Source organism: Streptomyces rubellomurinus, assembly GCF_000961885.1.
Classification (GTDB): Bacteria; Actinomycetota; Actinomycetes; order Streptomycetales; family Streptomycetaceae; genus Kitasatospora; species Kitasatospora rubellomurina.
The window spans coordinates 1-23,007 of sequence record NZ_JZKH01000051.1 but is presented as its reverse complement, the minus strand read 5'-3'; the positions used below and the strand labels follow the sequence as shown (position 1 = coordinate 23,007).

Below are 23,007 nucleotides of genomic sequence, written 5' to 3'. Positions count from 1 at the left end.
GAAGAGAAAAAGAGACTCAGACATGCGCGACCTGTTACGGGACCTGCGGCTGCCCGACCGGAACGCCCGCTACGTCAGTCTGGCGGCCGCGGAAGAAATGGGGCTGGTCGGCATATCCAGCGCACCGCGCAGCCTCCGGGTGCTGGTGGAGAATACCCTACGGGCGGCGGCCGCAGCAAAGGCCGGGAGTACCGGGGATTCGCTTCGTCAGGCCGTTCTGTCGGCGAACTCCCTGATAGCGGCGGCCACCGCGAACGGCCCGGTCAGCGAGGTCGAATTCCGGCCCACCCGACTCGTCCTGCAGGACCATTCGGGAATTCCGGTGCTGGCGGATCTGGCCTCGCTGCGGTCCATCATGGCGGACCGCGGTCTCGATCCGCGGCTGGCCCGGCCCGCGCTCCCGGTCGACCTGGTGGTGGACCACTCGGTGGAGGTGGCCAGCTGGGCGCGGCCCGACGCGCTCTCGCTGAACATGCGCCGTGAGTACGAACTCAACGGCGAGCGCTACCGGTTCCTGCGCTGGGCCCAGCAGGAGATCAGCGGCCTGCGGGTGGTGCCGCCCGGGCGGGGCATCGTGCACCAGATGCACCTGGAGCACCTGGCCCGGGTCGTGCTGCCGGACGGCGACGGGCTGATCGCCCCGGACACCGTCCTCGGCACCGACTCCCACACGCCGATGGTCGGCGCACTCGGCGTGCTCGGCTGGGGCGTCGGCGGCATCGAGGCCGAGACCGTGCTGCTGGGCCACTCGGTCTCGCTGCTCAGCCCGCAGGTGATCGGGGTCCGGCTGACCGGCGAGCTCCCGGTCGGCAGCACCGCGACCGACCTCGCGCTCACCATGACCGAGTTCCTGCGCAACGTCGGCGTGGTCGGCCGGTTCGTCGAGTTCTTCGGGCCGGGCGTCTGCGCGCTCTCCGTCCCCGACCGGGCCACCCTGTCCAACATGGCGCCCGAGTACGGCTGCACGGTGGCCTTCTTCCCGGTCGACGACACCACCCTGCGCTACCTCGAACTGACCGGGCGCGGCGCCGAGGAGATCCGGCTGGTCGAGGCGTACTGCAAGGAGCAGGGCCTGTTCGCGGGCGCCGACGCGTCGGCCGACCCGGAGTTCGCCCGGGTGCTCGACTTCGACCTGTCCGCCGTGGAGCCGAGCGCGGCCGGGCCGCGGCGGCCGCAGGACCGGCTGCCGCTCGGCACCGTCCCGGCCAGCTTCCCCGAGCCGTCCGGGGCCGCGCTCGCCGGGGCCGCCGAGGGCCGGCGCGAGCTCGCGGACGGCGCCGTCGCCATCGCGGCGATCACCAGCTGCACCAACACCGCGAACCCGCACTCGATGGTGACCGCCGGTCTGGTGGCCAGGAAGGCCGTGCAGCGCGGCCTGGCCGTCCCGTCCTGGGTGAAGACCAGTCTGGCGCCGGGCTCGCGTGCCGTCGTCCACTACCTGGAGGCGGCCGGCCTGCTCCCCGACCTGGAGAAGCTGGGCTTCTCGGTGGCGGGTTTCGGGTGCACCACCTGCATCGGGAACTCGGGCGGCCTCGCCCCGGAGGCCGAGGAGCGGGCCCGCACCGAAGGCGTCCGGCTGGCGGCGGTGCTCTCCGGCAACCGCAACTTCGAGGGCCGGATCCACCCGGACGTCGCGGCGGCCTACCTGGCCTCGCCGGCCCTGGTGGTCGCGTACGCCCTCGCCGGGACGGTGCTCACCGACCTGACGGCCCGGCCCGTCGGCACCGACCCGGACGGCGCCGAGGTCTTCCTCGCGGACCTGTGGCCCACGCCCGAGGAGATCGACGCGGCGGTCGGGCTCGTCGCCCGGGAGCACTTCGCGTCGGAGAAGGAGTCGCTGTTCACCGGCGGCCCCGAATGGACGTCCCTGGAGCACCCCTCCGGCCCGGTGTACGACTGGCCGGCCGAGTCCGACTACCTGCTGCGCTCCCCGTTCTTCGACGGGCTGACGCACGCGCCGCTGTCCGACCTGTCCGGGGCCCGCGTCCTGGTGCTCACCGGCGACTCCACCACGACGGACCACATCTCCCCGGCCGGCGCCATCGGGGCCGACTCGCCCGCCGGGCGCTACCTGCGGGCGCTCGGCGTGGAGCCGGCGCTGTTCAACTCCTACGGCTGCCGGCGCGGCAACCACGAGGTGCTGGTCCGGGGGACCTTCGCCAACCCGAAGTTCCGCAACCTGCTCACCCCCGACGTCCAGGGCAGCAGCACCCTGCACGTCCCCACCGGCGAGCGGATGAGCGTCCACGAGGCCGCGCTCGCCTACGCCGCCGAGCAGGTCCCGGTCGTGGTCGTCGGCGGCAGGGACTACGGCTTCGGCAGCTCCCGGGACTGGGCCGCCAAGGGCCCGGCGCTGCTGGGCGTCCGGGCGGTGCTCGCGAAGAGCTTCGAGCGGATCCACCGCAGCAACCTGATCGGGATGGGCATCGTCCCGCTGGAGTTCCTGCCCGACCAGGACGCCGGGACGCTCGGCCTCACCGGGCACGAGGCCCTGGACGTGATCGGGCTGGACGGGCTGGTGCCGCGCGGCACCGTGACCGTCCGGGCCCGCTCCGCCGAGGGCGAGCCGGTGGCCGAATGGCGGATGCTGGCCCGGGTGGACACCGCGGGCGAGCTGGAGTACGTCCGCCGCGGCGGGTTCCTGCGCTCGGTGGCGTCGGACCTGCTCGACGCCGAGGCCTGACCGTCCGCCCCTGGACGCGGCCGGAGGGCCGGGCCTCCGGTGCTCCGGCCGCGTCCGGGCCGACGAACCACCCGACACCACCCACCGGGCGGCGCCCCGCGCGGACCGGTGGTCAGCACTTCGTGGAGTAGACAGATGACGACTATCTGGGACGTCGTACGCCGCCAGGCCGAGCGGGACCCGGCCGCGGTCGCGGTCCAGCGCGGCGACGAGCTCACGTCCTACCGGGAACTGACCGGCCTCGCCGTGGAGTTGAGCGACGCGATCGCGGCCAGGACCGGCCCGGGCGCCCTGCTGGCCCTGGACGCGGTCGACGGTTTCGCCGGGGCGGTGGCCTTCCTGGCCGCGGCCCGGGCCGGCTGCGCCGTCCTGCCGCTCAACCAGGAGAGCCCGGCCGCCCACCGCGCGGCCGTGCTCCGCGACGCGCGACCGGCGCTGACGGTCCGTCACCTCGACGGCCACGGCTTCACGCTGGCCGCACCCGAGCCCGACCCCGGCGCCCCGCCCAGGTCGGTGGACGGGGTCGCCTACGTGATGTACACCTCGGGATCGACCGGCACCCCGAAGGGCGTCGCCGTCTCCCACGCCGCGCTGCTGGACCGGCTCGCCGGCCTGGCGCAGCTGCCGGGGCTGGCGGCCGGCGAGTCCGTCGTCTCGATGACGGCCCTGTCGTTCGACATCTCGCTCGCCGAGATCCTGCTGCCGCTGACGGTGGGGGCCCGCCTGCTCGTCGCTCCCCCGATGGCCCGGGTGGACCCGGAGGCCTTCATCGCCTTCCTCGCCGGCCACCGGCCGGACGTCGTCCAGGCCACGCCCTCGTTCTGGCGGCTCGCGCTGGCCGGGGGCTGGCCCGGCTCCCCGGCCAGCCGGCTGTGGTCCGGCGGCGAGGCCCTCTCCCCCGCGCTCGCCGCGGACCTGCTCCCGGCCGGCCGCGAGCTGTGGAACCTCTACGGCCCGACCGAGGCCACGATCTGGGCGACCGCGGCCCTGGTGAAGGACCCGGAGGCGGTCTCCCTGGGCGATCCGCTGCCCGGCACGTCCCTGCTGCTCGCGGCGGAGGACGGGCCGGACGGCGAGCCCGGCGCCGAGCTCCGCGAGCCGGGGCAGGAGGGCGAAGTCCTGCTGCTGGGCGCGGGGTTGGCGGACGGCTACCTCGACCGGGACGACCTCACCCGGCGGGCCTTCCAGTGGCGCGACACACCGGCCGGCGAGCAGCGCGCCTACCGCACCGGGGACCGGGCCCGGTACCGGGCGGACGGCTCCCTGGAGTACCTTGGCCGCACCGACGGCCAGGTCAAGCTGCGCGGTCACCGGATCGAACTCGGCGAGATCGAGGCGGCGTTGGAGCGGCACCCGGCGGTGAGCCAGGCCGCCGTGGTGCTGCGCGACGGCGGACTCCCGTCGGTGCACGTCGCGGCGTTCCTGGTCACGACGGCCGAGGTGGACGGGCGCGAGCTCCGGCGCTGGCTCCGCGACCAGCTGCCGCCGAGCCACCACCCCCGGTCGATGACGGTCCGGGACTCCCTGCCGCGCACGGTGGCGGGCAAGGTCGACCGGGTGCGGCTGGCCACCGAATGACCGCCGAACGACCCGCCGAACGACCACGGACGACAGGGCGAGAGCAGAGGGGAACACGATGAACGACCCAGTGGGACGGGCGACCCGCGCCGGGGGCGGGGGCGAGCGGCTGCTCGTCGTCGGCTGGCGCACGCTCACCACCGCGCACCTGGAGGAACTCGGGTGCGAGGTGACGTGGGTGATGCAGCCGTCCGAGGTGGCGGCGGCCCGGCAGAGCGGCTTCACCGGCCGGATCGTCACGGTGACGGACCACACCAGCGTCGAGCAGCTGCTCGCCGCGCTGGCCCGGCACGGGCTCACGCCCGAGGCGTTCACCGCCGTCGGCACCGACCACGAGTTCGCCCTCGTGGCCACGGCGGCCGTGACCGCGCTGAGCGGGGTCCGGGGGGTCGGCCCGCGCACGGCCGTGCTGCTGCGCGACAAGTACGCGCAGAAGCAGGCCCTGCGGGCCGCCGGTGTCCACGCCGCGGACGCCGCGGTCGTCGACGACCTGGCCGAGCTGCTCGAACCGCCGCTGCCGTTCCCGGTGGTGGTCAAGCCCCTGCTCGGCGCCTCCACCCAGGACACCTGGGCGCTGCGGGAGCGGGCCGACGTGGAGGCGCTGCTCAAGGAGCGCGGAGAGCGGCGCTGGGGCCCGTGGTGCGTCGAGGAGTTCATGCCGGGCCGGGAACTGGAGATGGACGGTGTCGTCCGCGACGGCGAGGTCGTGTCGCTCACCGTGTCCCGCTACCTGGCCAACCTCATCGCGCTCAAGGACGGGGCGCTGGTCGGGGCGCTCCACCTGGACCGGGCCGAGCACCCGCGCGTGTACGCGCAGGCCGAGGCGCTGGTGAGCCGCGCCCTCGACGTGCTGGGGCACCGGGACGGCGTGTTCCACCTGGAGGCCTTCGACCAGGGCGACCGGCTGGCGTTCAGCGAGTGCGGGGGCCGCACCGGCGGCGGCCTGGTCCGCGAGGCGCTGGAGGCCAAGAACGGCCTGGCGCTGATGCGGGAGTGGGCCAGGGCCCTGGCCGGCCTCCCGTTCGCCGGGCCAGCCGGGCCGCACAGCGAGCTCTGCTACGGCTGGGTGCAGCTGCCCGCGCCGCTCGGCCGGGTGGAGAGCGCGCCGACCGCCGCCGAGCTGCTGGAGCTGGAGGGCGTCGTCCGGGCCACCGTCGACATCGCACCGGGCCGGGAGATGGCCGACCTCACCACGGGGAGCCACATCCGGGGCGGGCGGGTCCTGGTGGGGGCGCCGACCGAGCAGGACACGGAGCGCTGCCTGTACCAGGCCGCGGCCTGGTTCGCCGACCGGGTCGTGGTCGCACCCCGGGGCTGACCGGAGCGGTGGCGGGCGGGCCGGGGTCCGCCCGCCACCGGCCCGCCCGCCACCGGCCGGGCCGGGCTCAGAAATCCTGCGACAGGTGCCGCGTGATGCTTTCCTGGAAAGGCTCGTGCATCAGGATGGGAAGGGTGCTGCGCACATCGAAGGTCTCGGCCTGCGCATTCGGCAGGAGCGCCTTCCAGTGCGGCTCGAAATGCGGCTCCCCGGTCTTGGTCTGGAACACCACCGCGCGCCCGTCGAACGGCCGCGGCTCATTCCTGGCCTGGGCGAAGGCAATGGCCGCCCACACCGCCTGGAACCACAGCAGATCGGCCGGGTCCTCGTGGTCGTCGTAGTACGCGACGTCCGGCTCCTGGAGTTTCCGCAGCACTTCCGGTGCGGATTCGACGAGGTTCGCCACGCCGAACCGCTCCTTGAGGTAGGCGATGCGCAACCGGTAGAGGTCCTCCAGTCCGTCGCCGGGCGAAAGGTCCGAGGGAACCGTCGACGGAATGGTGTTGACGAAGGCCGTGAAGGCGACCTGCCGGCCCGTCGCGGCCAGCCGGCGGGCCATCTCCAGGGCGATCATCCCGCCGTTGCACAGGCCGCCGAGCAGGTACGGGCCGGTCGGCTGGATCTCCAGGAGCTCCGCGAGGTAGCCCTCGGCGAGCTCGCCGATCGAGGTCTGCACCCGCTCGCGGCGCACCAGCGCCGGGTGCTGGAAGCCGTAGAGCGGCCGGCCCGCGCGGATCCGGTCGGCCAACGGCCGGAGGTAGCCGATGTTTCCGGTGCCCCAGTGGACCCAGAAGAACGGCTCCCGCTCGCCGGCCGCGAGCTGGACGGCGGCGGCGGGGCGCTGCCCGCTCCACGGGCTGACCGCCCCGGCCCACAGGGACGCGAAGGAGGGCTCACCGGCCGGCCCGCTCGGCCGGCCGCCGGCCAGGAAGTCGACGAGCTCCGCGAACGTCCGGTTCTCGAAGACGTCCGTGACCGTGAGGTGGAGGCCGTGCTCGCGCAGCCCGTTGACCATCTGGAGCGCCAGGAAGGAGTAGCCGCCCAGGTCGAAGAAGTCGTCCCCGGAATCGAAGTCGACGTCGAGCAGGTCCTCCCAGGTCCGCCGGAGAACCTCCTCCACGCTTTCCCGTGATCCGTCCGCCACCCGCACAGAATCGACCGACATCGCCCCTCCTCGTCGAAGAATCCGGCCTACTCGCCCAACATAACACCCCGCCCGCCGGGCCGGACCGATGAATTTCGGGCGGGCGGCGGCGCCGTTTTTCCCGGACTTACAGTTCGCATACGATTTTTCATGCCATTCCCGCACCTTGACCCGGTTTGCGCGGAATTCCCGGGACAGGCCCGTCGAAACGCTTGTATGCTCCGGATGGCCGACCGCGGAATTCGCGCGGTGCGGCCGAACGCGACGGCGCGAGGAAAGGATGTGGCCGTGTCGAGGCAAGACGTGGCGGTCGACCAGGAGGTCCTCTCCCTGGTGCTGGAGGCCTTCTCGGACGTCCTGGAGGAGGACGACCTGCCCGAGGACGTCCCCTTCACCGTCCTGGGCGGCTCCTCCCTGGACGGCACGCTGGTGTGCGCACGGGTCGGCAACGAGCTGGGCTTCCCCGTCCCGCTCTCCCTGCTGGCCTCGCACCCCACGGCGCAGGGCTTCGCGACGGCGCTGACCCTGGACCTGGCCCTGGACCGGGCACGGGCCGCCGAGGAGCAGCCGGCCGTGCCGGAGCCCGCGGCGGAGCCCGGGCCGGCGACGGTCCGGCTCACCCCGATGCAGACCAGCTTCCTGACCCAGCACCTGATGGACCCGGCCGACCACGCGCCCCACCTGCTGTTCACCTGGACCCTCACCGGCCCGCTCGACCGGCCGGCCCTGCGGGCCGCCCTGCAGGACGTCCACCACCGCCACGACCCGCTGAACAGCCGCTACCTGGCGCGCCGCCAGGCGGTGGCGGAGCCCGGTGCGGCGGCCGAGGTGGAGCTCCTGGAGCTGCCGGAGGCCACGACCGGGGCCGCGGCCCTGGACAGCACGCGGACGGCGCTCAGCGGGGGGCTCGACCTCGCCGCCGGCCGGGTCTGGCGGGTCGCGCTGGCCCGCGCGGCCGACACCGGCGACCACGTCCTGCGGGTCCTGGCCCACCACATCGCCTTCGACGGCTGGTCCGAGTCCGTCCTGGCCGCCGACCTCGGCGCCAGCTACGACGCCCGGCTGCGGGGGCAGCGGGCCGAGCTGCCGCCGGTCGCCGGCGCGGCCGTCCGCGCCGGGCTCCGCGAACGCCAGGAACGGTTACGGCAGGCCGAGTTGGAGCGGCAGCTGGCCTTCTGGAAGCAGACCCTGGCCGGGACGCCCGAGCTGGTGTTCCCCGCCGCGGACGGCTCCGGGCAGGCCCGCTTCACCACCACCCTCGACGACGGCGAACTCGCCGCCGTCGACGCCCTCGCGGCCCGCCACGGCGTCACCCGGTTCGCGGTGCTGCTCACCGTCTACGACCGGGCGCTCGCCGAAACCACCGGGCAGCGGGACTACGGGGTCGGGTTCCCGGTCGCCCGCCGGTGGGACCCGGCCCTCGCCAACGTGATCGACTGCTGCGTCGACTCGCTCTGCCTGCGGATGGAGCCGGCGACGCGCTACGGCACGGTGGACCTCGGCGAGGCGCTGCGCGCCACGGCCGCCCGGCTGTCGGCCGCCTACGCCGCGACCGACGTCTCCTTCCCCGAGGTCGTCCGGTGGCTGAACCCGCCCCGCACGGGGCGCGCCCCGCTCTTCCAGAACATGTTCGCGCTCCAGGACAACGCGGTCGGCGAGCTGCGGATGCGCGACCTGGTGGCCCGCCGCGTGGTCGAGCCGTACCTCGGCCTCCCCACCGAGCTGCACACCGAGGTGACGCCCCTCGGCGAGGGCCGGCTGACGGTCTCGGTCAGCTGCGACCGGGGCCGGGTGCCCGAGGACACCGCGCGCGGCCTCTTCGACGCCTTCCTCCGCCTGACCCGGGCGCTGCCCGCATGAGTGGCGACGGCGCCGGCGAGAAGCCGTCCCCGGCCGCCCGGGTGCTGCGCGCCGTGACGGGCGGTGTGCCCGCGCCCGGCCCGGCCCGGCGGCTGGCGCTCGGCCAGCTCGTGGACTCGGTGGGCTTCGGGATCAACCTGCTGACCCTGCCGTTCTTCCTGGCCCGGGTGGTCGAACTGCCGGCCGCCCAGGTCGGCCTGGTGCTCAGCGTCGGTGGCGCGGTGGGGGTCTGGGCCGGGGTCCCGGTCGGCCACGTCGCCGACCGCCTGGGGCTGCGCCGGGTGCTGGTCTGCGCCTACCTGCTCCACGTCGTGGTCGCCGCGGTGACGCCGTTCGCCCGGTCCTTCGGCACGGCGGCCGCGGTCGTCGGCCTGACCAGCTTCTGCTTCGAAGGCTCCCGGGCGGTGCGCCACGCGGTGATCGCCCGCACCGCGGGGCCGCAACGCGCCACCTTCCGGGCGCAGTTGAGGTCGATCACCAACATCGGGGTGGCGCTGGGGTCGGTGCTCGCCGGGGTCGCGACCCAGGTCGACAGCACGCTCGCCTTCAGCCTCGCGCTCTGGGGCAAGGCGCTCTGCCTGCTGCTGGTGGCCGTCATCCAGTCCACCCTCCCGGCGTACGAGGCCCTGCCCCCGGCGGCCCCGGCCGAGGGGACCGGGGAGACACCGCGCCGGTCGGTCGCCCTGAAGGACGCCCCCTACCTGACGGTCACCGCCCTGAACGCGGTGCTGTTCATGTCGGGGCAGGTGCTCACCCTCGGCATCCCGCTCTGGATCGCGTCGCGGCACGCCGCGCCGGGCTGGATGTCCGCGGCCCTGCTGCTCGCCAACACGGTGATCGTGGTGGTGTTCCAGGTGCGGATGACCCGGGGGATCGACTCGCCGGCCGCCGCCGGCCGGGCCTGGGTGCGCTCGGGGCTGGCCCTGCTCCTCACCTGCGCCGCGCTGGCGGCCACCGACTCCGTCCCGGTCGCGGTGTCCGTCCCGCTGTTCTTCCTCGCGCTCCTGGTGTTCACGGCCGCCGAGATGTGGCACTCGGCCGGCAGCTTCGAGCTCGCCCTGGGCCTCGCCCCGCCGCACGCCGCGGCGCAGTACCAGGGCGTGTTCAACCTCGGCGAGGGCATCGCCACCGCGCTCGGCCCGGCCGCGATCGCCGGGTGCGTGACGGTGGGCGGGCCGGGCTGGATCGGCCTGGGGCTGGTCTTCGCCGCCTGCGGGCTGCTCGCCCCCGCGGCGACCGACTGGGCGCGCCGGACCAGGCACCCGGACCCGGCGCTGCCGGAGCCCGGCGCGAGCCCGGACCAGGTGAGCGCGTAGTACCCCCCGATCGACCCGACTCCCAGGCAGGAGCGCAACCCCATGGCGAACCACACCGTCGCGTCCGGCTTCTCCGTTCTGGTCAACGACCGGGGGCGGCACTGCCTCTGGCCGTCCGGCACGACCGTTCCGGACGGCTGGCACCGGGCGGCTCCCGAGGCGACCAAGGAGGAGTGCCTGGAGTACGTCCGGCGGAACTGGGCGGACATCCGCCCGGCGGGCACGGCCACGGCGGAGGACGGACACGAACCGCTGGTCCGCGTCTTCGAGCGCACCGCCGCCCGGGTTCCGGAGGCCGTCGCGGTGATCGACGGCAAGGTGGAGCTCAGCTACCGCGAGCTGAACGCCCGGGCCAACCGGCTGGCCCGGCGGCTGATCGCCCGGGGCGCGCAGCCGGAGGAGGTCGTGGTGATCCTCCTGCCGCGCGGCCACGAGGCGATCGTGGCCCTGCTCGCCGTCCTCAAGTCCGGTGCGGCGTACGTCCCGGTCGACCCGGACTACCCCGCCGCCCGGGTGGCGTTCATGGTCCAGGACGCCGGGCCGGTCTGCGTGATCGGCCCGCGCGACACCGGTGACGGGGCCGGCGGCGCCGCGATCGCCGCCGGCCTGCTGCTGAGCGAGGACGACGGCTCCGTGCCGCTGACGGCCCGGGACCACGAGGACGTCTCCCCGGCGGAACGCGGGCGCGAACCGGCTCCCGGCGACAGCGCCTACGTCATCTACACCTCGGGCTCCACCGGCCGCCCCAAGGGCGTGGTGATCGAGCACCGCTCACTGCGGCACTACCTCGGCTGGGCGGCTCAGGCGTACCCGGCCGCCCGGGTCTCGTCCCTCCTGCACTCCTCGCTGAGCTTCGACCTCAGCGTCACCGCGCTGTTCCTCCCGCTGCTGCACGGCGGCTGCGTCCACGTGGCCGCGCTGGCCGACGACCTCACCACCCGCGAGAACCTGGCCCGCGTACCGATCGGCTTCCTCAAGGTGACCCCCAGCCACCTGGCCGTGCTGCCCCTGCTCCCGCCCGGGTTCTCCCCGTCCGGCCAGCTGGTGGTCGGCGGCGAGCAGTTGCTCGGCAGCATGCTGGCCGAGTGGCGGCAGCGGCACCCGCAGGTGACCGTCGTGAACGAGTACGGCCCCACCGAGGCGACGGTGGGCTGCACGGAGCACGCGCTCCGCCCCGGCGACCGGGTCGCCGAGGGGCCGGTGCCGATCGGCCGGGCGGCCCCGGGGGTGCGGATCCACGTGCTGGACGAGCGGCTGCGCCCGGTGGCGCCCGGCCAGGAGGGCGAGCTGTGCATCGCGGGCAGCGGAGTCGCCCGCGGGTACGCCCGGCGGCCCGACACCACCGCCGAGCGCTTCGTCGCCGACCCGTTCGGCGCGCCGGGCAGCTGGATGTACCGGTCCGGGGACCTCGCCCGGCAGCTCCCGGACGGCGGGTTCGAGTACCTCGGCCGGATGGACGACCAGGTCAAGGTGAACGGCTTCCGGATCGAGCTCGGGGAGATCGAGGCCGTCCTCGCCCGCCATCCGGGCGCGGCCCAGGTCGCGGTGGCGGTGTCCGCCGGGCGCCGCAAGGCCGGCCGGCTCGTCGCCTACGTGGTCCCCGACCCCGCGGGCCCGCGGCCGTCCCCGGCCGACCTGCGGGCACTGGCGGCCGCCGCGCTCCCCGAGCACATGGTGCCGGCCGGCTACCTGCTCCTGGAACGGCTCCCGCTCACCCCGAACGGGAAGCTGGACCGGTCGGCCCTCCCCGCCCCGGACTTCCGCCGCAGCCCCGGGATCACCGGCCTGCTCACGGAATAGGGCAGCCCGTCGCCCGGGAGAGCCGCCGGCCGGCGGCTCTCCCCGGACGGCGCTCAGATGCGGTGCCGCATCGGCACCCAGTCGGCCAGCATGATCGCCCGCTCGCCCGGGCGCGGGGCGCCGGCGTTGCGGATCGGCGCCACGTAGTGGCTGACCAGCTCGTCGGCGATGGCGTACGACTCCAGCGGCTTCTCCAGCTCGAACTCGGCGAGCAGGTCGTGCGCCGGGACGTCCTGCGGCTGCTTGCCGCGGTGGGCGGGCGTCGCGACGACGTTGTGGCCGCCCTCGGCGTTGTCCCGGTAGATCAGGTGGCAGAAGACGTACGGCTCGCCGTCCTGGTGGAGCTCGTTCGGGGAGGAGACGGCCTCCCCCTCCCCGTCCTCGACGTGCAGCTTGATCAGGTGGACGCCCACGTACAGCGGCCAGACGGCGTCGTCCTGGCTCCAGCGGGTCTGCTCGAAGTCGAACCGGATCAGGTCCAGGAGCAGCGGGTTGTCGCAGATCTCCTGGCTGATGGCGGGCAGTTCGCGCACCACGCCGACGTACTCGGGGTTGTTGTCGCCCTGGTAGTAGCCGTTCATGCCCTCGCGGGCCTGGCTCTCGGTGGCCGGCATCCAGAAGAACTCCTTCGACCACGGGAGGAAGACGCCCCGGGCGTACCGGCGGTGGCGGCCGGAGCCGGGGGCGTAGGGGTCGGCGGGGAGGTCGTCGTAGGCGGCCCGGAGCGTCCGGTAGTTCTCGTCCGCCTCGGTCAGGCCGAAGTGCTCGGCCAGGTCCCAGCGGTCGTAGCCGTTCTTCGAGAGCTCGGAGGGGGTGGTGGTCATGGTGGTGTCCTCCAGGGGACGTGACGGGTCCGCGGTGGACCCTCGTCGGGTGAATGGAATGCGGGCCGGTGCTCAGCCGGTGGAGACCGGGAGCGCCCGCTCGGTCCGGAGCGGGCCCCGGAGCAGCAGCAGCGCGCACAGCGCGTTGCCCAGGTAGAGCACCCACAGGGCGTCGCGGTCGCCGAGGGCCCCGCCCAGCGCGCCGCCGAGCAGGCTGCCGATCGGCAGCGTGCCGTACATCAGGAAGCGGATGCCGGCGCTGACCCGGCCCAGCATCCCGGGCGGGCAGTACGACTGCCGGAAGCTGACGATGACGACGTTCCCGGCGACGATGCAGGCGGTGAGGCAGAACTGGCCCACCAGGAAGACGAGCAGGCCCGGGCCGTCGCTGGTCAGCGGGATGAGCAGGCCGAAGGGGCCGCCGCAGAACGCGCACAGCAGGACCGCCCTGGCCGTGCCCACGGTGCGGGCCAGCCACGGGGAGAGCAGGGCGCCCGCGACGCCGCCGAGGCCCACGGCCGCCATCAGCGCGCCGATGAGGCCGCCGCTCAGCCCGACCGTGCGGCTGAGGAACACGATCTCCACGGCCTGCGTCCCGGCCAGGAACAGGTTCATGCCCGCGTCGCAGGCCAGGATCGTCCGCAGGTACGGGTCCCCCGCGAGGAACCCGATGCCCTCGCGGATCTCCCGGCCCAGGGACCGCTCGCCCCGGGGGCGCCGGGCGACCGGGCTCTCCCGCGAGCGGATCCTGGTCAGCATCAGCACCGACAGCAGGAAGGTCAGGCCGTCCACCAGGCAGCCGAGGACGGCGCCGCCCGCCTGGGCGAGGGCGCCGCCCGCGCTCGGGGCGACGACCTCCGCCGCCGCCTCGCTCATCTGGAGCTTGGCGTTGCCGTCGGTCAGGTCGGCCGGCGGCAGCAGGGAGGGGATGTAGGCGCTGTAGGCGGCGACGAAGAACACGTTGGCGGCGCCGGAGAGCAGGGCCACGGCGAGGAGTTGACCGATCGTCAGCATGCCCCACCAGGCCGCCGCCATGGTCCAGAAGAGCAGCACCGCCGAGGCCGTGTTGCAGCCGATCATCACCGGGCGGCGGCGCACCCGGTCGATCCAGGCGCCGGCCGGCAGGCCGATCACCAGCCAGGGCACCCAGGCCGCCGCGCCCAGCAGGCCCATCGTGAACGAGTCCGCGTTCAGGGTCGTCACCGCGACCAGCGGGAGCATGACCTTGGTCGCCGCGCTGCCGGTCTGGCTGACGGACTCGCCCAGCCACAGCAGTCTGAAGTCCCGGTGGCGCAGCGCGCCGGTGCTCCGCCCGAGCATGTCCACCTCCGCCTAGCCGGCGACGACGTAGCCGTCGCGCGGCCGCAGCCCGCGCGAGCGCCGCAGGTCGGCCTGGGCGAAGGTGCGCTGGAGCCAGCGGTCCCGGCCGTCGTAGCGGGGCCGGAACGCCGTCCGGCCGTGCAGCGTCACCCGGTTGTCGACGATCGCGAGGTCGCCGGCGCGCAGTCGCTCGGTGCGCGCCACCTGGTGCAGGGCGGCCTCCAGGTCGAGGAGCGCGGCCTTCGCCTCCGGCGTCAGGCCGTGGGTGGCGGCGAAGTCCACCCGGACGTCCGGGTCGGCCGGGTCGCCGGTCAGCACCGCGTGCCGGGGCACCGGGCCGCCGCCGGGGCCGAAGGAGGGCGGCGGGTGGGTGGTGAAGTCCCGCGTCGCCAGCGCGTCGCGGACCGGCCCGGGCAGCAGCGGCAGCGCCTCCCGGATGGACGCGGTCACCGATCCGGCCACGCCTTCGTGGTCCGGCCGCAGGCACAGCAGCTGCACGAAGTCCGGGCGGTGCTCGTGGAAGGCGTTCTCGGTGTGCAGCATCAGGGTCACCGAGCCGGCGTTGCCCTGGAACTCCTCCTGCCCCGGCACCGGTACGACGTCCTGGACCAGGGCGCCGGACTTCTCCGCCAGGAAGGCCGTCGGGTCGCCGAGACCGCAGGCCGTCATCAGCAGCAGCGCGGCGGGGACGCTGGCCGCGCGCTGCACCGAGCCGCCCGCGGACGGGGTCCCCGGCAGGGCCGCCTCGTCCACCGGCAGGCCGCGGACCACCAGGGCGCCGCCGGGGCCGGAGTCGCGGCGGAAGGCGCGGACGCGGCGGCGCAGGGCCGCCGGCAGCTCCTCCCAGGCGGCGCGGGCGGCGAGCACCCAGGCCTCGCTGTCCACCTCCTGCGGCGCGGCCGCCAGTCGGCGGGCGACGCGCCCGATGTCCGCCGCCTCGTCCTCGGGGATCGAGAAGACGGCGTCTCCTGGTGTCGGGTGCGCGGTGCGCACGGAATGGGGCATGGTTCCTCCGGGCTCGATAAGGAGTCGTTCGTCAGGGGTGCGAAGGGAGTTCGAGGGGGCCCGCGGCCGAGTGGGCGTCAGACGGTCCCGGTCGTGCCGGCGCTCGGCGGTCCGGCGAGGGCCGCGCCGAGGATCGGGCCGATCGCGGCGAGGGCGTCGGCGCTCATCATGTCGCCGTGCGCGCAGGCGATGTCGTGGTTGTCGATCCGGCCCGTCACGTAGGGGGCCCAGGCCTTCCGGCCGGATTCGCCGTCCGCCGTGTCGAGGGTGGCGGTGAGGAACAGCGCGTCGCCCCGGTACCGCGGCGGCCGGTGGCGGTGCGCCAGGGTGACGTTGCCGACGAAGGTCGCGCCCATCGCCTCGACGGTGTCCGCGCCGAGGCCCGCCAGCGGTCCGTCCCCGTCGCTCAGCCGTGCGACGAAGTCGGCCATCCGCAGCCGGTCGCCGGGCTCGCCGGGCGGCTCGTAGCCGAGCGATTCCAGCAGTTCGGCCAGCATCTCCGCGTCGTCGTCCGCGCCCTGGCCGGGGCGGTCCTCGAAGCCGTCCGGCTCGACGGGGTAGCCGTCCAGCAGGGCGAGCAGGGCGACCTCCTCGCCGAGCGCCTGGAGGCGCGCCGCCATGGCGTGGGCGACGACCGCGCCGAACGACCAGCCGAGCAGGTGGTACGGCCCGGACGGCTGGACCTCGCGGATCCGGTCGACGTAGTCGCGGGCCATCTCCTCGACGCTCCCCGGCCGCTCCGCCCCGGCGTTGAGCCCCCTGGACTGCAGGGCGTAGAGGGGGAGTTCCGGGTCGAGCCGGTCCCGCAGCCCCGAGTACACCCAGCCGATCCCGGCCCCGGGGTGCACGCAGAACAGCGGGGCCAGCGAGCCGCCGGTGCGCAGCGGGAGCAGGCACGGGAAGGCGTCCTGGCCCTCGGTGCCGGACTCCAGGCGGGCGGCCAGTTCGGCGACGGTGGGGGCCTGGAACAGGTCCTGGATGCCGAGCGTCGCGCCGAGTGCCGTCCGCGCCCGGGAGACCAGGCGCACGGCCAGCAGCGAGTGCCCGCCCAGGTCGAAGAAGCCGTCGTCGACGCCGACCCGCTCCAGGCCGAGGATCTCGGCGAACAGGGCGCACAGCTCGCCCTCGCGCGCCGTCCGGGGGGCGCGGCCGGCCGCGGCGGCCAGTGGCTCGGGGGCGGGCAGCGCCGCGCGGTCGACCTTGCCGTTCTTGGTCAGCGGCAGCCGGTCGAGCACGGTGATCCGGGACGGCACCAGGTACTCCGGCACCGTCCGGGCGAGCCTGCCGCGCAGGTCGGCGCCGTCGAGCCGGCGGCCCGCCGCCGGTACCGCGTAGGCGACCAGCCGGCCGTCGTCGAGCACCACCGCGGCCGCGCCCGCGACGCCCGGCTGCCCGGCGACCAGTGACTCGACCTCGCCGAGTTCCACCCGGAAGCCGCGGACCTTGACCTGGTCGTCGACCCGGGCGACGAAGTCCACCTGCCCGTCCGGGCGCCGGCGCACCAGGTCGCCGGTGCGGTACATCCGCGCGCCGGGGGTGCCGAAGGGGTTGGCGACGAACCGCGTCGCGGTCAGTCCCGGTCGGCCGAGGTAGCCGCGCGCCTGGAGCCCGCCGCCGATGTAGAGCTCGCCGGTGACGCCGGGCGGCACCGGCCGCAGCGCGGTGTCCAGCACGTACCACCGGGTGTTCCAGACCGGCCGCCCGATGGTGATGCCGCCGGCCGGCAGCCGGTCGCCGGGCTCGATGCGGAACTCGCCGCAGCCGACCGTGGTCTCGGTCGGGCCGTACTCGTTGACCACGGTGACGCCGGGGTGCCGGGCCCGCCACTCGTCCAGTGCGGCGCCGAGCAACAGCTCGCCGCCCAGGACGAGTTGGCCGGTGGGCGCGTACTCGGGCGGCAGCACGCCGAACAGGCCGAGGTGCGAGGGGGTGGCCTTGACGAAGGTGGGCTGCCGGACGGCGGGTGCGGCGCCGTCCGCCGCCGGGTCGTCGGTCAGGGACACCAGGTGCACCTCGCCGCCCGAGGTCAGCGGGGCCCAGATGCCGGTGACGGTCAGGTCGAAGGCCACCGGGGAGTGGACCAGCGCCCGCCCGCCGACCGCCGGGTACGCGTGCCGGGCCCAGGCCAGGTAGAGGCTGAGCGAGCGGTGTTCGATGACCACGCCCTTGGGCTCGCCGGTCGATCCGGAGGTGTAGATGACGTAGGCGGGGGTGCCCGGGTGCGGCGGGGCGATCCGGTCGGCCGGGGGCTCGTCCGCCGAGGTGCCGTCGAGGAGCACGGTGGTCGTCCCCGGCACGTCCCGGGGCAGGTGGTCGGCGAGGGCGTCCACGGTCAGCAGCAGGGGCGGGGCGGCGGCGCGCAGGATCCCGGCCAGCCGGTCGGACGGCTGCGCCGGGTCCAGCGGCAGGTAGCAGGCCCCGGCCTTGAGGACGGCGAGCAGGGCGACCACGAGGGCGGGCGAGCGGGGCAGGGCGAGCGCGACCAGCCGCTCGGGGCCGGCGCCCAGCTGCCGCAGCCGGTGTGCCAGGCGGTCCGACTGCTCGTCCAACTCCTTGTAGGTCAGCGCGAGTTCGCCGCAGACCACGGCGACGGCGGCCGGCCTGCGGGCCGCGTGCAGCGCGAAGAGCTCGGGCACCGTCCGCTCGGACACCTCGGTGTCGGTGGCGTTCCACTCGACCAGGATCCGGTGGGTCTCCTCGGCGGAGAGCAGGTCGACGGCGCGGACGGGCCGGGTCGGCTCGGCCGCCACCTGCTCCAGCACCCGGTACAGGTAGGCGGCGAGCCGGGCGACGGTGGCGCGGTCGAACAGGTCGGTGGCGTACTCCAGCACACCGTCCAGCCCGGCCGGGGCCCGGCCCTCGCCCCGCCGGTCCGTCAGCTCCAGCCGGAGGTCGAACTTGGCCACGTCGAAGGCGACGGGCTCGTCGCGGACCTCCAGGCCGGCCAGCCGCAGGTCGTCGTCCACGTCCTCGTCGAGTTGGATCATGACCTGGAAGAGGGGGTGGCGGGCGAGCGAGCGGTCCGGATTGAGCTCCTCCACCACGCGCTCGAAGGGGACTTCCTGGTGCTCGTAGGCGGCGAGGTCGGCCTCCCGGACGCGGTCCAGCAGGTCCAGGAAGCTCGGGTCGCCGGAGACGTCGGTGCGCAGCACCAGGGTGTTCACGAAGAAACCGACCAGCCCGTCCAGCGCCTCCTCCGACCGGCCCGCCACCGGGGTGCCCAGCGGGATGTCCTCCCCGGCACCGAGCCGGTGCAGCAACACCGCCAGGCCCGCCTGCAGCACCATGAACAGCGTGCAGCCGCGCTCCGCCGCCAACCCCACCAGCCGGGCGTGCAGTTCGGCGTCCAGCGCGAGGGGCACCGCACCACCCGCGTAGCTCGCCACCGCCGGCCGGGGGCGGTCGAAGGGCAGCGCCAGCTCCCCCGGGATCCCCGCCAACTCCTCTCGCCAGAAGCCCAGTTCCTCGGCGATCACACTGCCCGGATCGTCCGCCGAACCCAGCAGCTCGCGCTGCCACAGCGCGTAGTCCGCGTACTGCACCGGCAGGTCCGGCCACTGCGGCGCCCCGCCCGCGCGGCGCGCCGCGTACGCCCGCGCCAGGTCGCCCAGCAGCGGCGCCCACGAGCCGCCGTCGCAGGCGATGTGGTGCAGCACCAGCCCCAGCACGTGCTCGTCCTCGCCCAGCGGGAACACCGCGACGCGCAGCGGCGGTTCGGTGGCGAGGTCGAACTCCTCGCGGCCCAGGGCCGCCAGGGCCTCGGCCGGTCCGGCCGGTCCGCAGGCGCCGACGCGGATCCCGACCGCGGCGGCCTCCGGCGGCAGGACCAGCTGGTACGGCTCGCCGTCCCGCTCGGGGAACACCGTCCGCAGCACCTCGTGCCGGGCGGCGAGGTCGGTCAGCGCCGCCGCCAGCGCGTCGAGGTCGAGCGGGCCGGACAGCCGTACGGCGACCGGGCAGTTGTAGTCCGCACCCTGCCCCAGCTCGCTCAGGAACCACAGCCGCCGCTGCGCGGAGGACAGCGGCACCAGCTCCGGGCGGGCGGCCGCCCGCAGGGCCGGGCGCAGCGCGCGGGCGGCGGGCCCGAGCCCGGCGGCGAGGCCGGCGACGGTGGGGGTCCGGAACAGCTCACGGATCCCCAGCTGCACGCCCAGCACGGACCGGATGCGGGAGATCAGCCGGGTCGCGAGCAGCGAGTGCCCGCCCAGGTGGAAGAAGTCGTCGTCGACACCGACCCGCGGCAGGTCCAGCACCTCGGCGAACAGCCCGCACAGGATCTCCTCCTGCGGGCCCCGGGGTCCGCGCCCGGCCGGCGCCGCCGCCGCCGCGTAGTCGGGCCGGGGCAGGGCGGCCCGGTCCAGCTTCCCGTGCCGGGTCACCGGGAACGACTCCACGGCCACGAAGGCCGAGGGGACCATGTGGTCCGGCAGCACCGCGGCGAGCCGCCGGCGCAGCGCGCCCGCGTCGACGCCGCCCTCGCCGGCCGCCACCACGTAGCCGACCAGCCGGCGGCCGCCCGGCCCGTCCTCCCGCGCCGCCACCACGGCCTGCGCCACGCCCGGGCAGCGGGCCAGCGCGGCCTCCACCTCGCCCAGCTCCACCCGGAAGCCTCGGATCTTCACCTGGTCGTCGGCCCGGCCCAGGTACTCCAGCCGCCCCTCGCGGTCCCACCGGACCACGTCCCCCGTCGCGTACATCCGGGCGCCGGGGACGAAGGGGCAGGCGACGAAGCGCTGCGCCGTCAGGCCCGGGCGGTCCAGGTAGCCGCGGGCCAGCCCGGCGCCGGCCACGTACAGCTCGCCCCGGACGCCGGGGGCCACCGGCCGCAGCCGGCCGTCCAGCACGAACGCCCGCGCGTTGGCGATCGGCAGGCCGACCAGCGGGGCCTCGCTGTCCGCCGCGTCCCACCACAGCGCGTCCAGGGTGCACTCGGTCGGGCCGTACAGGTTGTGGCAGATCAGACCCTCCGTCGCCCGGAGCCGGCTCCACAGGGCGGCGCCGGCCGCCTCGCCGCCCAGCAGCAGGACGCTCGGGCGGCGGTCCGGGTCGTCGAGCATGCCCTCCTCGACCAGCTGCTCGGCGTACGTCGGCGTCACGTCGAGCACGTCGATGCCGGCCTCGACGACGTGCCGGGCCATCGCTCCCGCGTCCCGGCGCACCTCGTCGCCGATGACGTGCAGTTCGTGGCCGGCCACCATCCAGAGCAGCGCCTCCCAGGAGGTGTCGAAGGACAGCGCCGCCGTCAGGGCGACCCGGAACCGGCGGCCGCCGGCGGCCGCCTCGGCCTGGGCGATGACGCCGTCGCGGTGGAAGGCGTAGAGGTTGCGCATCGCCGCGTGCTCGGTCACCACGCCCTTCGGCTCCCCGGTCGAGCCCGAGGTGTGGATGACGTACATCGTGCTCGCGGGGTGCGGCCGCAGGCCGAGGTCGTCCGCGGACTCCCCGTGCGCGTCCTCGTCCACCAGGACCCGGGGGAGGTCGCCCAGCGGCAGCAGGGCCGCGGTGGGGCGGTCGGTGAGCACCAGGACGGGGTCGGCCGACCGCAGCAGCCGGGTGACGCGTTCGGCCGGATAGGTGACGTCGACGGGGACGAACGCCGCCCCGGCCTTGAGGACGGCCAGCATCGCCACCACCGAGTCCGCCGACCTCGGCAGCGCCAGGGCCACCAGCCGCTCCGGCGCGGCGCCCCGGGCCCGCAGCCGGCGGGCCAGCCGGTTGGCGCGGGCGTTCAGCTCGGCGTAGGTCAGCGCGGCGCCCTCGAAGACCACCGCCGTCTCCCGCGGGGTCCGCGCGGCCCGGTCCTCGAACAGCTCGGGGAAGGTTCCGCGCGGGGCGGGCCGGTCGGTGTCGTTCCACTCGACCAGCACCCGGTGGCGCTCCTCGGCGGACAGCGGGTCCACGGCGCCCACCGGGGCCGCGGGGTCGGCCGCGAGCTGCGCCAGCACGCGCGTCAGGGCGGCGGCGACGGCCTCGGCCGTCTCCCGGTCGAACAGGTCCGTGGCGTACTCCAGCGTGCCGCCGATCCCCGCGGGCCGGCCGGCGGCGTCCCGCCGTTCCTGGAAGTCCGCGGTCAGGTCGAACTTCGCGATGTCCCAGTCGACCGGGTGTTCGGCGCAGGCGAGGCCCGGCAGGTCCAGGGCCGGTGCCCGGCCGCTCTCCAGCGTCAGCATGACCTGGAAGAGGGGGTGGCGGGCGAGCGAGCGCTCGGGGTTGAGCTCCTCGACCACGCGCTCGAAGGGGACTTCCTGGTGCTCGTAGGCGGCGAGGTCGGCCTCCCGGACGCGGTCGAGCAGGTCCAGGAAGCTCGGGTCGCCGGAGACGTCGGTGCGCAGCACCAGGGTGTTCACGAAGAAACCAACCAGCCCGTCCAGCGCCTCCTCCGACCGGCCCGCCACCGGGGTGCCCAGCGGGATGTCCTCCCCGGCACCGAGCCGGTGCAGCAGCACCGCCAGGCCCGCCTGCAGCACCATGAACAGCGTGCAGCCGCGCTCCGCCGCCAACCCCGCCAGCCGGGCGTGCAGTTCGGCGTCCAGCGCGAGGGGCACCGCACCGCCCGCGTAGCTCGCCACCGCCGGCCGGGGCCGGTCGAAGGGCAACGCCAGCTCCCCCGGGATCCCCGCCAACTCCTCCCGCCAGAAGCCCAGTTCCTCGGCGATCACACTGTCCGGATCGTCCGCCGAACCCAGCAGCTCGCGCTGCCACAGCGCGTAGTCCGCGTAGCGCAGCGGAAGCGGCTCCCACGACGGGGCCGTGCCCGTGCGGCGCGCCCCGTAGGCCTGCGCCAGGTCGCCGAGCAGCGGCGCCCAGGACCCGCCGTCGGAGGCGATGTGGTGCACCACGAGGCTGAGCACGTGCTCGTCCTCGCCGAGCGCGTACAGCACGGCGCGCAGCGGCGCCTCGGCCGTCAGGTCGAAGACGTGTCCGGCCTGCGCGGCCAGGGCGGCGGCGAGTTCGCCCTCGCCGATCCCGGTGACCGCCAGCTCCGGCGTCCCGGGCCCGGGGTCCAGCGGCCGCTGCACGGGCTCGCCCCCGACCTCGGGGAACACCGTCCGCAGCTGCTCGTGCCGGTCGACCACGTCGGCCAGCGCCGCCGCGAGGGCGGTGCGGTCGAGCGGGCCGCGCAGCCTTACGGCCAGCGGGCAGTTGTAGGCCGGGCCGGTCTCGATCACGCGGTTGAGGAACCACAGCCTGCGCTGGGCGTATGACACGGGGAACACGGGATCTCCTAGAGGTGCGCGCACTCGGCGGTGCGCGCACTCGGCGTCGGGGTCGGACCGTCCGGTCAGACCGACGAGCGGCGCAGCGCGGGGCGCGCCTTCGGGGCGGTGGTCAGGCGGGCGGCGAGGCCGGCCGGGGTGGCGCTCTCGAACACCTGGCGGATGCGCAGCTCCAGGCCGAGCTCCGCCCGGACCCGGCTGACGAGCCTGCTGACCTGCAGGGAGTGCCCGCCGAGGACGAAGAAGTTGTCGTCGGGGGCGACGGATTCGACGTCGAGGACCTCGGCGAAGAGCGCGCACAGGGCCTGCACGGTCGCGGCCCCGCCGGCCCCGTCCGGTCGTGGCCCGGGCGCTGCTGCTGGGGCGGCCCGGTCGGCGGCCCGGACGGCCGGGCGCGGGGACGGCAGTCCGTCGACGGTGCTGAGCGGCCGGGTGGGTTCGGCGGCGACGCGGCCGAGCAGCGTTTCGAGGCCGGCGGCCAGCTGCCGCGCAGTCTCCGGGGTGAACAGCTCGGTGGCGTAGGTGAGTTCGCCGTGCAGGCCGGCCGGGGTTCCGTCGCTGCCGTGGCGTTCGGCCAGGTCGAGGGTGAGGTCGAACTTGGCGGCGTCGAAGGCGACCGGCTGGGCGCTGGCGGCCAGCCCGGGCAGGGCGAGGGTGGCGTCGGCGCCGTTCTGGAGTTGGAGCATGACCTGGAAGAGGGGGTGGCGGGCGAGCGAGCGCTCGGGGTTGAGCGCCTCCACCACGCGCTCGAAGGGCACGTCCTGGTGCTCGTACGCGGCCAGGTCCGCCTCCCGCACCCGGGCCAGCACCTCGGTGAACCCCGGGTCCCCCGACAGATCGGTACGCAGCACCAGGGTGTTGACGAAGAACCCGACCAGCTCGTCCAACGCCTCGTCCGCACGCCCCGCCACCGGCGTACCGATCGGAATGTCCGTACCGGCG

The 23,007-nt window shown here is 75.2% G+C and carries 12 protein-coding genes; 6 read left to right on the top strand and 6 right to left on the bottom strand.

Annotated features, from left to right (window positions below; genetic code table 11):
* Positions 1–22 precede the first annotated feature (22 nt).
* From acnA to VM95_RS23185, 3 genes are all read left to right on the top strand, one after another.
* Positions 23–2,683, top strand: coding sequence for an aconitate hydratase AcnA (acnA, locus tag VM95_RS23195; RefSeq protein WP_045699988.1), 2,661 nt, complete (start codon positions 23–25; stop codon positions 2,681–2,683).
* 135 nt (positions 2,684–2,818) lie between these two features.
* Positions 2,819–4,261 carry an amino acid adenylation domain-containing protein gene (locus tag VM95_RS23190; RefSeq protein WP_045699987.1) on the top strand — a complete coding sequence of 481 codons (1,443 nt, stop codon included), beginning with the start codon at positions 2,819–2,821 and terminating at the stop codon, positions 4,259–4,261.
* A 58-nt stretch (positions 4,262–4,319) separates the two neighbouring features.
* The gene (locus VM95_RS23185; protein ID WP_045699986.1) at positions 4,320–5,579 is read left to right on the top strand and encodes an ATP-grasp domain-containing protein; all 1,260 of its coding nucleotides are present in this window, start codon (positions 4,320–4,322) and stop codon (positions 5,577–5,579) included.
* Between the two features lie 67 nt (positions 5,580–5,646).
* Here VM95_RS23185 and VM95_RS23180 read toward each other — a convergent pair whose 3' ends face one another.
* Positions 5,647–6,699, bottom strand: a complete 1,053-nt coding sequence (locus tag VM95_RS23180) for a thioesterase domain-containing protein (RefSeq protein WP_045699985.1) — start codon at positions 6,697–6,699, stop codon at positions 5,647–5,649.
* A gap of 312 nt (positions 6,700–7,011) precedes the next feature.
* Here VM95_RS23180 and VM95_RS23175 point away from each other — a divergent pair, with 312 nt between their 5' ends.
* The 3 genes from VM95_RS23175 to VM95_RS23165 are packed head-to-tail and all read left to right on the top strand — an operon-like array spanning position 7,012 to position 11,699.
* Complete coding sequence (locus VM95_RS23175) at positions 7,012–8,583, top strand: condensation domain-containing protein (RefSeq protein WP_167352949.1); 1,572 nt, start codon at positions 7,012–7,014, stop codon at positions 8,581–8,583.
* Positions 8,580–9,899, top strand: coding sequence for an MFS transporter (locus tag VM95_RS23170; protein WP_052707519.1), 1,320 nt, complete (start codon positions 8,580–8,582; stop codon positions 9,897–9,899). The genes VM95_RS23175 and VM95_RS23170 overlap by 4 nt, the downstream gene beginning before the upstream one ends.
* A gap of 42 nt (positions 9,900–9,941) precedes the next feature.
* Positions 9,942–11,699: an amino acid adenylation domain-containing protein gene (locus VM95_RS23165; RefSeq protein WP_045699983.1), complete on the top strand. Its 1,758-nt coding sequence runs from the start codon at positions 9,942–9,944 to the stop codon at positions 11,697–11,699.
* A gap of 53 nt (positions 11,700–11,752) precedes the next feature.
* Here VM95_RS23165 and VM95_RS23160 read toward each other — a convergent pair whose 3' ends face one another.
* The 5 genes from VM95_RS23160 to VM95_RS41760 all read right to left on the bottom strand — a co-directional run.
* Positions 11,753–12,523 carry a 2OG-Fe dioxygenase family protein gene (locus tag VM95_RS23160; protein ID WP_045699982.1) on the bottom strand — a complete coding sequence of 257 codons (771 nt, stop codon included), beginning with the start codon at positions 12,521–12,523 and terminating at the stop codon, positions 11,753–11,755.
* Between the two features lie 72 nt (positions 12,524–12,595).
* Positions 12,596–13,843, bottom strand: a complete 1,248-nt coding sequence (locus VM95_RS23155; protein ID WP_045699981.1) for an MFS transporter — start codon at positions 13,841–13,843, stop codon at positions 12,596–12,598.
* A 12-nt stretch (positions 13,844–13,855) separates the two neighbouring features.
* Positions 13,856–14,848 (bottom strand): TauD/TfdA family dioxygenase, encoded by a 993-nt coding sequence (locus VM95_RS23150; RefSeq protein ID WP_045699980.1) that lies wholly within the window; start codon positions 14,846–14,848, stop codon positions 13,856–13,858.
* Positions 14,849–14,925: 77 nt separating this feature from the next.
* The gene (locus tag VM95_RS23145; RefSeq protein ID WP_052707518.1) at positions 14,926–22,065 is read right to left on the bottom strand and encodes an amino acid adenylation domain-containing protein; all 7,140 of its coding nucleotides are present in this window, start codon (positions 22,063–22,065) and stop codon (positions 14,926–14,928) included.
* 65 nt (positions 22,066–22,130) lie between these two features.
* On the bottom strand, positions 22,131–23,007 hold an 877-nt coding region (locus VM95_RS41760), incomplete at its 5' end, for a condensation domain-containing protein (RefSeq protein WP_244178906.1).